Source organism: uncultured Campylobacter sp. (assembly GCF_938045225.1).
In the GTDB taxonomy this organism is placed as follows: domain Bacteria; phylum Campylobacterota; class Campylobacteria; order Campylobacterales; family Campylobacteraceae; genus Campylobacter_A.
On sequence record NZ_CALINL010000283.1, the window covers coordinates 1 to 5,553 of the forward strand.

Sequence of the window (5,553 nt, forward strand, 5' to 3'; positions counted from 1 at the left end):
CGAGTTCCGTTAAAAGCTCCCAAGAGATGATATCTATTTCAAAGCCTCAAGTCTAACCGCGACCGAACGCTTATGTGCTCCGAGCCCCTCGGCATCGGCTAGCTTCATGCATGCGTTTGCTAGCTCGCTTATGCCTTTTGCGTTTAGCGAGATGAGCGAAGTGCGCTTCATGAAATTTTCGACCCCTAAAGGCGAATAAAATCGCGCGCTACCGCCAGTTGGCAACGTATGGTTCGGCCCGGCTAGATAGTCGCCCATCGCTTCAGGCGTAAAGTGCCCGATAAATATCGCGCCCGCGTGCCTGATCTGCCTAGCCAGCTCCATCGCGTCGTTTGTCGCGATCTCTAGGTGCTCAGGCGCTAGTTCGTTAGCCAGCCTCACGCACTCATCAAGGTCGCTAGCTACGATGATAGCACCCTTTTTATCGATACTAACCTGCGCGATGGGCTGCCTGGCTAGAGTCTTTATCTCCTCGTTTATATGCCTTTGCACCGTCGCGCCGAAGGCTTGATTAGGCGTGATGAGCACGGCGCTAGCCATCTCATCGTGCTCGGCCTGCGAGAGCAGATCCACGGCGATGTGGCGAGGGTCGGCGCTCTCGTCGGCGATGACGCAGATCTCGCTAGGGCCCGCGATCATATCGATATTTACCTCGCCGTAGACGAGCTTTTTAGCCGTCGCGACGTATATATTGCCAGGGCCCGTGATGACGTCGGTTTTTTTGATCGTTTGCGTACCGTAGGCCATCGCAGCTACCGCCGAGGCGCCGCCGACTTTATAGGCTTCCTTGATGCCGCAGATATGCATGGCTGCTAGCAGCAGCGTATTTACCTTACCTCCGACGGCAGGCGTGCAGACTGCGATCTCTCCAACTCCCGCAACTAGAGCCGGGACGGCGTTCATGAGAAGCGAGCTAGGATAGGCGGCCTTACCTCCCGGGATATATAGTCCCGCGCGGTCTAGCGGGGTGTACTTTGCACCCAGCAAAACGCCGTGCTCGTCGTGCTCTATCCAGGTTTTTGGCAGGCTTTTTTCGTGGTAGCTTTTTATGCGCTCAAAGGCTAAATTTAGCGCGTTTCGCAGGCAGCTATCTATGCCGTCGTATGCCTTTTGCATCTCGTCGGTACCGATTTTTAGGGTATTTGCGTCGGGTTTCCAGCGGTCAAATTTCTCTATCTGCTCAAAGAGCGCCTCGTCGCCTCTAGCGCGCACGTCCTCAAGTATCTGCGAAACGGCTGGCATAACCGCGCTCATATCGCCGTTTGAGCGGTTCACCAAAGCCGCAAAATAGTCCTTAAAATTTTCGTTGCTAGTGAGTAAAAACTTCATTTCGTCTCCTTAAATTTTCTTTCGTATCTTAGTTTTTGACTGATATTTCCGAGCGCGCCGCCTTGGTGGATGTATAAAATCTCGTTTTTAAACGCGCCCAGGTTTGACGTCATCGTTAAAAAGCCCACGGGATCGTAAATGAGCTCAAACTCTATCCCCGTTTGCTCGCATACTTCGCGCCAAATTTGATAAAGCTCGAGCTTTAGATCGCCGAAATGATATTTTTTGGGCGGCGGCAAAATGCGAACCTTTGAGTTTGGCGTCAGCGCCTCGATCTCGCTTTTTAGATAGTCCGCGTCGCCCACGCAAGGACAGGTAAAAACGTCAAATTTAACATGCTTAGCCAAAAACGCCGCCGACGTGCCCGTACCCGAGGGCAAAAATATATCAACGGTCTTGCCCTCCGCATCCGCCCAGCGCTCTATCTGCCTAGCCTGCGAGATAAAGCCCGCCTCCGCCTGCGGCTGCCAAACGCCCTCGTTTATAAAAAGCGAATCGCCAATGAAGCAATCCTGCGCGGCGGATAAATTTGAGCTTGTTTGGTCTGCGGATTTTTTAAAATTTGAGTTTTTATGGCTTTTGCATTCGCTGAAATTTGCGCTCTCGAGCTCTGCTTGTTCGTCAAATTTGTTCAAATTTTCTCTGCCTAGATTTTGTAAATTCGGCTCGACTTCAGCTTGCAAATTTGACATATTTTTTGCATTTAAATTTATATCCGTAAAACCGAGCCGTTCGTCAAAGTTGCTCAAATTTGACCCGCCCGTATCCTTTAAATTTAACCCGTTTCTATCAGAAGCATCCGTCAAATTTACAGCCTCATCGCCGTAAATCTCGCCCTCTTTTAATCCCGCCAGCTCACAAGCTAAAGCCCTAGCCCGCGCCCGCCTATCTTTATCTACATAGATTTTCATACCGTTTTCAAGGGCAAATTTAAAATTTCCGATCGGATTTGACGCCAAATTTGAGTTTAAATTTGAAACTACGTAGTGAAACTCGAGCCCATTCATCTTCGCAAAAACGCTTAGGCTATACATCGCGTTTGACTGACTTGAGCCGTAGCTAACGACGCGTTTTATGCCACCTAGACCAGCATGCAGGAAATACTCCAGCTTTCTAGCCTTGTTGCCGTTAAATTCGCCATCCATCAGGTCGTCGCGAAGTACGTAAAACTCGAGTCCGTTAAATTTAGTCTTTTGAATACTTTTGATTTTGCCGCTCCAAGAGATCTTGCATCTCTTTCATCGACTCTTTGTCCGAGATCGAAAATTTGATCTCAATACGCTTGGATGCGTCGGGGTCTTCTTTGCCGTTTTTCATCACCAGATCGCTAAAGCTACGTCCGCTAGCGATGAGATAGTGCTCTAGGCGCTTGTCTTTGTTCCACGAGTAGATAAAGTCTAGTACCGAATACGCGCGCTTTTGCGACAGATCAAGGTTGTACATATAGCTACCAACGGAGTTTGTATGCCCCTCGATCACGATCCTATCGATGTGTTTTGCGATCTCTTCGTTATTTAAAATCGCCTCGAAATAAGTCTGCAAAATTTCCTTTAGACGTGCCTTTGCCTCGTCTCTTAGCTCGTACGAACCCGTGTCAAAAAGTATAGACTCAGGCAGCGACACGACACCCGAGCTTGGATCTATGCTGACCTTGTTTCCAAGTTTAGCGCGTAAATTTGATATGACGTTTGAGCGAAGCGAGCTGATGTCTTTGATCTTGTCTTTTGTTTTGTTAAAATCCTCTTCCAGCGCGGTATATCTTGAGACTTCATCGCCGTATTTTGCATTTAGCTCATTTAGCGCCTCGTCCTTTTGCGCTAAAATTTGCCCCAGCTGTAGCACTCTATCCTGCAAATCCGCGATAGTTTTATTCGCGTCGTTTAGATTTATCTCGTAGGTTTGGGTTAGATTAGTGAGTTCGTTTTTCTCTTTTTTGACGCCTTCAAGCATCTCGTTTACGAGCCTGTTTATGTCGGCAAGCTCTTTATTTTCGCTCTTTGCGCGGTCCAAATTTGAAAAAATTTCTTTTATGACATTTTCTTTACGAACGAGCTCGCTTTGTGATGAGGCGATTTGCTTTTCACGCTCGCTTAAGTCTTTTTGTAGTTTTGCCAGATCGCTTTGGCTAAGGACGTATTTTACGACAACGGCGCCGATGATGAGCATAAAAACAAACATCAGCCCAGCCATCAGGTCCGCATACGATATCCAAAAGGTCTGGTCTCCGCTTTTGTTCTCGTTACGCGTTTTCATCTAGCATACTCGCCTTTTCGATGGTTTGCAAGATCTCATTCGCCTCTTTATCAAGCTCGTCGATGTCTTGCTTTAGCCCTTCAATGAGCGCGCTATTATCATCATAAGCTTCGATTGCTTCGTCGTCAAAAGCCTTTTTAAATGCCTGGACGCCATCAATCAAGCTCTCTTTAAAGCCATCCATTGCAAGTTTTTGTTTTTCTAAGATTTCACTACTAAATTTAGAAAGAGACTCACTGAAATTTTTAACATTATACTCTAGCTCGCCCACGCTCTTTTCGAGCCTTGCGATACGCTCGCCACCCACATCATAGAGACGGTTGTACTGCTCGGCAAATTTTAGTTGCATATCTTTTATGTTACCGTTAAATTTATTGATAACGTTCAAGATTTCGGCATGGACTTTGATAAGATCTTTTTGATCTTTCGAGGATTTTAGCAGCGTATTCATCGTTTGCTTGATGTGTTCGCCGCTTAGCTTGACAGCTTCTTCTTCGTTTTTCAAGATATTTGTAAAAGTTTTAAATTTAGCCTCGATAGTCTTATCCAGCTCCTCAAAGAACTCGGCGTTACTAACATGCTCAAAGATCACTCCGATCTTTTCAAAGTGTCTTAAATTCTCTTGCAAATATCTTCTATCAAGCTCCTCTTTCGTCCAGAAAAAGCCGCTCGTAGCGTTTTTTTGTCTTCGCACCAGCGTTTCAAATTTGCTCGTTCCGTATTTTTCAAAAAATATCCACCAAAGCGCCAAAAAGATACCATAGATAGAGACGTAAAACGCAGTCGCTACGCCGCTAAGAAGGGTTGAAATTTCAGTTTCGAGCTCGGTAGTATTTGAAGAGTTAAACTCCGGCATAGAAACCGCGATACTGATAAACGTTCCTAAAATACCCAGCATCGGAAAGATACCGGCACCCACGGAAGCGAAATTTTCGTTACGTAAATTTCTAGTATAGTAGGCGACAAATTCATCAAATCCGGCGTTTGATTTCGTATCTTTACCGATAACCAAAAGATGTTTGATGATGTATTCTTTCAAATTTCGCTTAAAATCAGCACCGCTTTGCTCGAAATAGCAGCAAGCAAGCTCGGCGCTATTTTTAGCAAAGATTAGCGAAATCACCCAAATAATACCCATCATAACGACCGTGTGTAGGCCGATTTGAAAATCTATATACCCCAAAAACCCAAGAAGCGCGACGATATATATCGCCGTCGGCAAAAATATAATTTTCGTATATACGAAAAAAGACTGTCTACCTTTGACTTCAGGTAGAGCCAAATCGGTGAAATTATCGTTTTTCGCTTCTTTTTTTGGTTCCATAGTAAGCCTTAATTTCTATTTAAGCAGTTTAAATCTTCAAAAGCGGTTAATAGGCGCTTTACCATCGACTCCTCGCCGCTTCGTAGCCATTTGCGCGGATCGTAGTATTTTTTATTTGGCTTATCCTCACCCTCTGGGTTGCCGATTTGACCTTGTAGATAGGCTCTGTTTTTTAGCTCGTACGCTCTCACGCCGTCCCAAAACGCCCACTGCGTATCGGTGTCGATGTTCATCTTTACCACGCCGTAGCTGACGGCATCTTTGATATCCTTTAGCTCGCTACCGCTACCGCCGTGAAAGACGAAATTTACGGGTTTATCGGTTAGGGTTTGAAATTTATCCGCGACGTATGCTTGCGAGTTTTTCAAAATTTCCGGTCGAAGCACGACGTTGCCAGGCTTATACACGCCGTGAACATTACCAAAGCTGGCCGCTATGCTAAATCTATCGCTGATTTTACTTAGTCGCTCATATGCCCGCGCAACGTCTTCAGGCTGCGTATAAAGAAGCGCATTATCAACACCCGTGTTATCCACGCCGTCCTCTTCGCCGCCGGTTACGCCAAGCTCGATTTCTAGGCTGATGCCAAGCTCGCTAAGCTCTTTTAGATACTTCTCGCAAGTGCTTAAATTTTCTTCCAAGCTCTC

Annotated in this window: 5 protein-coding genes; all 5 read right to left on the reverse strand. The window is 46.2% G+C overall.

Going from position 1 to position 5,553, the window contains the following annotated elements:
• Window positions 1–33: 33 nt before the first annotated feature.
• On the reverse strand, window positions 34–1,329 hold the full coding sequence (hisD, locus tag Q0200_RS10155) for a histidinol dehydrogenase (RefSeq protein WP_297940881.1): 1,296 nt from the start codon (window positions 1,327–1,329) through the stop codon (window positions 34–36).
• On the reverse strand, window positions 1,326–2,474 hold the full coding sequence (locus Q0200_RS10160; RefSeq protein WP_297940882.1) for a 1-aminocyclopropane-1-carboxylate deaminase: 1,149 nt from the start codon (window positions 2,472–2,474) through the stop codon (window positions 1,326–1,328). Before Q0200_RS10160 ends, hisD begins: the two co-directional genes overlap by 4 nt.
• 40 nt (window positions 2,475–2,514) lie before the next feature.
• Window positions 2,515–3,582, reverse strand: a complete 1,068-nt coding sequence (locus Q0200_RS10165; protein ID WP_297940884.1) for an OmpA family protein — start codon at window positions 3,580–3,582, stop codon at window positions 2,515–2,517.
• Window positions 3,569–4,906, reverse strand: coding sequence for a MotA/TolQ/ExbB proton channel family protein (locus Q0200_RS10170; protein ID WP_297940886.1), 1,338 nt, complete (start codon window positions 4,904–4,906; stop codon window positions 3,569–3,571). The genes Q0200_RS10165 and Q0200_RS10170 overlap by 14 nt, the downstream gene beginning before the upstream one ends.
• An 8-nt stretch (window positions 4,907–4,914) precedes the next feature.
• On the reverse strand, window positions 4,915–5,553 hold a 639-nt coding region (gene fbaA / locus Q0200_RS10175; RefSeq protein ID WP_297940888.1), incomplete at its 5' end, for a class II fructose-bisphosphate aldolase.

Coding starts and splice junctions, on each gene's coding strand:
- hisD (WP_297940881.1), bottom strand. CDS start 1,329: ATGAAGTTTTTACTCACTAGCAACGAAAATTTTAAGGACTATTTTGCG.
- Q0200_RS10160 (WP_297940882.1), bottom strand. CDS start 2,474: ATGGATGGCGAATTTAACGGCAACAAGGCTAGAAAGCTGGAGTATTTC.
- Q0200_RS10165 (WP_297940884.1), bottom strand. CDS start 3,582: ATGAAAACGCGTAACGAGAACAAAAGCGGAGACCAGACCTTTTGGATA.
- Q0200_RS10170 (WP_297940886.1), bottom strand. CDS start 4,906: ATGGAACCAAAAAAAGAAGCGAAAAACGATAATTTCACCGATTTGGCT.